The 4,122-nt window shown below is 72.0% G+C and carries 6 protein-coding genes; 3 read left to right on the top strand and 3 right to left on the bottom strand.

What is annotated here, in order from left to right; translation table 11 throughout:
• Positions 1–74 precede the first annotated feature (74 nt).
• Complete coding sequence (locus tag VNL12_RS01270; protein WP_325590847.1) at positions 75–407, top strand: AIM24 family protein; 333 nt, start codon at positions 75–77, stop codon at positions 405–407.
• A gap of 41 nt (positions 408–448) precedes the next feature.
• Here VNL12_RS01270 and VNL12_RS01265 read toward each other — a convergent pair whose 3' ends face one another.
• Positions 449–1,144 carry a glycerophosphodiester phosphodiesterase gene (locus tag VNL12_RS01265; RefSeq protein ID WP_325590845.1) on the bottom strand — a complete coding sequence of 232 codons (696 nt, stop codon included), beginning with the start codon at positions 1,142–1,144 and terminating at the stop codon, positions 449–451.
• Between the two features lie 213 nt (positions 1,145–1,357).
• Here VNL12_RS01265 and VNL12_RS01260 point away from each other — a divergent pair, with 213 nt between their 5' ends.
• A complete protein-coding gene (locus VNL12_RS01260) occupies positions 1,358–1,648 on the top strand; it encodes a WhiB family transcriptional regulator (RefSeq protein WP_325590849.1) in 291 nt (96 codons plus the stop codon).
• Positions 1,649–1,682: 34 nt separating this feature from the next.
• Here the strand turns inward: VNL12_RS01260 and VNL12_RS01255 are convergent, their stop codons facing one another.
• On the bottom strand, positions 1,683–3,164 hold the full coding sequence (locus VNL12_RS01255) for a sensor histidine kinase (RefSeq protein WP_325590843.1): 1,482 nt from the start codon (positions 3,162–3,164) through the stop codon (positions 1,683–1,685).
• A 109-nt stretch (positions 3,165–3,273) separates the two neighbouring features.
• On the opposite strand from VNL12_RS01255, the gene VNL12_RS01250 reads away from it, so the two are divergent.
• Positions 3,274–3,720 (top strand): PaaI family thioesterase, encoded by a 447-nt coding sequence (locus VNL12_RS01250; protein ID WP_325590841.1) that lies wholly within the window; start codon positions 3,274–3,276, stop codon positions 3,718–3,720.
• Between the two features lie 111 nt (positions 3,721–3,831).
• Here the strand turns inward: VNL12_RS01250 and VNL12_RS01245 are convergent.
• Positions 3,832–4,122, bottom strand: a 291-nt coding sequence (locus VNL12_RS01245; RefSeq protein WP_325590840.1) for a hypothetical protein, incomplete at its 5' end; no start/stop codon positions are given.

Here is a 4,122-nt window from a genome sequence, read left to right as displayed (position 1 = left end):
GACAACCCCTGACCTCCTCGCCGCGGGACGCGATCCGGCCGCATCGGCGGTCGACGACGGGTACCCGGCCCCTGTTGAAGGTCAGGGTCGGCCTCGACGGCAACCCAGACACGATCCTGGCCCGGCAGGGCGCGATGGTCGCCTACCAGGGCCAGGCCAGCTTCGACTACCGGGGGGCGGGCGGCATCGGGAAGATGCTCAAGCAGAAGCTCTCGGGTGAGGGCGTGGCCACCATGCGGGTGAGCGGGCAGGCCGTGCAGATCGGCTTCGGTGGCCAGGGCTGGGTCATCGTCCAGCCCTCCGAGCTCGACCTGGCCGCCATGAACCAGAGCGGCCAGAACACCGGCCCCGTCTCGGGAGCCGGCGGCGGGGTGGGCGGCGCCCTCGGCGGGCTGCTCGGCCGCTGACCGCCACTTCGCCGGCCCGGACCGGCGGCCGCGGTCACCTGCTACCGAGGCCCGAGCACCTGCAGCGCGACGTCGGGGACGTTGGTCACGATGCCGTCGACCCCGATCGACGCCAGTCGCACCATGAGCTCGGGGTCGTCGACGGTCCAGGTGTTGACACCCACGCCGGCGGCGTGGGCGGCGGCGACCAGCTCCTCGGTGACCCATCCGTACCACGGGTGGAGGAGGCGGTGACCGTGGGCCACGGCCTCGGCCAGGGCGGTGGCCCCGTCGAGGTGGAGGTGGAGGTACGCGGTGACCAGGTCGGGGGCCAGAGCCCGCACCCGGTCGATGGTGGGACGGTGGAAGCACGACACGACGGTGCGCGCACCGGTGGCCCGGGCGGCCACCTCGGCCACGACCGCTTCGGCCACCCTCTCGGAGGGGTCGAAGTCGGCTTCGCCGGGCAGGTTCTTGATCTCGATGTTGACGATCAGGTCACCGCAGGCGTCGAGGGCCTCGGCCAGGGTGGGCACCGAGTCGGGCAGCTCGCCGCATGCCAGCCCGACGATCACCCGCCCGTCGGGAAGGGTGTCGTCGTGGTGGACGACGACGGCGCCGTCCGCGGTGCGCCGGGCGTCGAGCTCGACGGCATCGGCTCCCAAGGCCCCGGCCGCCGCGAAGGCGACCAGGGTGTTCTCCGGGTGCGCAGCTGAGGCGCCACGGTGAGCGATGATGAGAGGACGATTGGCGGTCACGGGTTCTCTCCGGTGATGATGGGGGTCGATCCCCCGCCTCGATGGCGGAGGTGACATCGGTTGCCGAGCAGAAAGTGCTTGCCGGAGCTAGCACACACGGGTAGCCTCGCCTTCATCCGCCGCCGCGCACACCGTTCTTCTTACGCGGGTGCAACGGCATGTGAAGGGAGTCACGAACTCTCCCTCGCCGACCGATGGAGGTCTCCCGTGGCCCTGAGTCCCAGTCACCTGCTGTCCCTGACCGTTGCCTCCGCCGAGTGGCGTCGCGACGCCGCCTGCCGGGACACCGATCCGGACCTCTTCTTCCCGGTGGGCACCACCGGTCCGGCCATCGAGCAGATCGAGAACGCCAAGGCGGTGTGCCGGGTGTGTGCGGCCCAGACGCGGTGCCTCGAGTACGCCATCGACACCAACCAGGACTCCGGCATCTGGGGGGGCACCTCGGAAGACGAGCGTCGCCAGATCCGCAAGCGCCAGCAGGCCCGCCCCCGCCAGATGGCCTGAGCCTCCTCCGGGCCCCGGGCGCGTCGCCCACCGCTCAACCCGGCAGCTCGGCGTCGAGGGGCACGCGCAGGTCGACCTGGGTGCCCCCTCCACCGGCGACGGGCTCGAACATGTCGATGGTGCCGGCCAGGTCCGAGGTGACCAGGGCTCGCACGATCGAGAGGCCGAGACCGGTGCTGGCCGCCACCGAGAAGCCCTCGGGCAGGCCCGCACCGTCGTCGATCACCCGGGTGACGAGCTCGAGGCCGTCGTTCACCATCTCGACCCGCACCCGCCCCACCGGGCGGCTTCCGTCGGGCGCAGGCGGGAAGGCGTGGTCCATCGTGTTCTGCAGCAGCTCGTTGAGCACCACGGCCATCGGCGTGGCGATGCCGGCGGGCAGGATGCCGGGGTCACCGTGCACCGAGAAGCCCACCTCTCGGTCCGGTGAGTTCAGGCTCTCCTCGACCATCCGCACCAGCGGGCGGAGCACCTCGACGAACGGGATGTCCTCGCCGGCCTCACGGGCGAGGATGTCGTGCACCAGGGCGATCGAGGAGATGCGCCGCACCGACTCACCGATCGCGCTCTTGGCCTCGTCCGACGACAGGCGGCGGCCCTGCAGGCGCAGCAGCGAGGAGATGGTCTGCAGGTTGTTCTTCACCCGGTGGTGGATCTCGCGGATGGTCGCGTCCTTGGAGAGCAGCAGCCGGTCCCGGCGCCGGATCTCGGTGACGTCGCGCAGCAGCAGCACGGCACCGGTCACCCGACCGGCGTCGACCATCGGGATGCACCGGAGGAGGACGCTCACCCCGGGGCGGGGGTCGATCTCCTCGGTCACGGGGGCGGCCACCGCGAAGGCGGTGCGCACCGGCTCGTCGTCCAGGCCCAGCTCGCCGACGCGCAGGCCCTCGGTGTTGACGTGGATGCCGATCCGATGCAGGGCCGAGACGGCGTTGGGCGAGGCGTAGGTCACCCGGGCCGAGCCGTCGAGCACCAGGCAGCCGTCGCCGACGCGGAGGTTCTCCTCGGAGTCGCCGTCCTCGCGCGCGTAGGGGAACTCCCCGGCGGCGATCATCCGGGCGAAGCGGTTGAAGATCTCCTGGTAGGTGCGTTCGAGCTCGCCGGCCGCCCGCCCCACCGAGGGGGTCGACTCCCGACTCAGCACGGCGATGGTCTCGCCCTTGTGGCGCACCGGGATGCAGAGCATCCGCACCCGTTCACGGATGATCGGGTCGGTGACCTCGCCCTCGATGATCTCGCCGCGCCGGTAGGAGCGGGCGATCAGCGGCCGCTCCTCCTCGTCGGCGATCTCACCGAGGAGATCGCGCACGTAGAGGGTCTGGTTGGTGGTCGGCCGCACCTGGCCGGCGACGACGAAGTGGCTGCCCTTGGCGTCGGTCGGCACGTTGAGCAGCAGATCCGAGAAGCACAGGTCCGCGATGAGCCCCCAGGACACGACGAAGCGGTGGAGGTGGGTCTGCTGGGGCTCGTCGAGCTCGGTCTGGGTTCGCGCGATCTCCGACAGGCTGGCCACCGCCGCATCGTACGAAGTTCCGCGCGGTGCCCCGAGCTTTGGACTGAAGTGGTCCCCGGGGGCACACCTCCGTACGAAGTTCGCCTCGGTGTCGTGGTAGGCGTGGGTGATGGCCGAGGACCCCGTGATGACTGCCGCCGAGCTGACGACGTTCATCCGGGGCTCGTTCCCGGGTTGGGAGCCGCCCCACGTGGTGGAAGCGATCGGCCCCGGCCGCACCGTCGTCCGGCTGCCGGCGACGCACGCCATGCTCCGACCCGGGGGCACCGTGTCGGGCCCGACGCTGATGACCATGGCCGACACCGCGGCGTGGGCCGCGGTGCTGGCCGAGATCGGCCCCGTCGCCCTCTCGGTGACCAGCCACCTCTCGATCCACTTCCTCCGCAAGCCCCAACCCGGCGATGTCGTCGCCACCACCGAGGTGCTCCGTCGCGGCCGACGTCAGGCCGTCATCGACGTCCGCATCACCAGCGGCGGCGACCCCGCCCCCGTCGCCCAGGCCACCGTCACCTACGCCATCCCGTCGATGCCGAGCTCCCCGCCGCCGCCCGCCTGACGGGTCGGCGCCCGACCGCCGATCGGCAGCGGCGGCTCGCGCAGTCAGGGAACGCAGTCGCGCCCCACGGCGCGAGAAGCGGACAGGCGGAGGGACCCGACCGATGAGCGCTCAGCGCCAGAGGGCGTCGCCGAGGCGGAGGAGGCCGGCCAGATCGGCGATGTCGGACTCGAAGTAGGGCACGGTGGCCACCACGTCGGGGGTGCGGGCCAGCTCGTTGCGCTGCTCCTGCTCGCGGTTGGCGATCACCTGGTAGTTGAGGAAGCTCTCACCCACCTCCCGGAGGACGGCCGCGACCGCGGCGGGCTCGCGCCCCGTGCCGTCGGCGACGCCGAGCGACACCTCGTCGGCCTGGGCGACGAGGCGGCGCGCCACCCCGGTGGCGGCGGTGCGGCGGAGGTA

Origin of the sequence: Iamia sp. (genome assembly GCF_035575815.1) — a bacterium.
GTDB lineage: Bacteria > Actinomycetota > Acidimicrobiia > Acidimicrobiales > Iamiaceae > Iamia.
The sequence above is the reverse complement of the archived record's forward strand: the minus strand, read 5'-3'. Positions and strand labels throughout refer to the sequence as shown.

Bases quoted from the DNA above. Each gene is read 5' to 3' on its own strand.
- VNL12_RS01250 (WP_325590841.1), top strand. From the start codon at position 3,274: ATGGCCGAGGACCCCGTGATGACTGCCGCCGAGCTGACGACGTTCATC.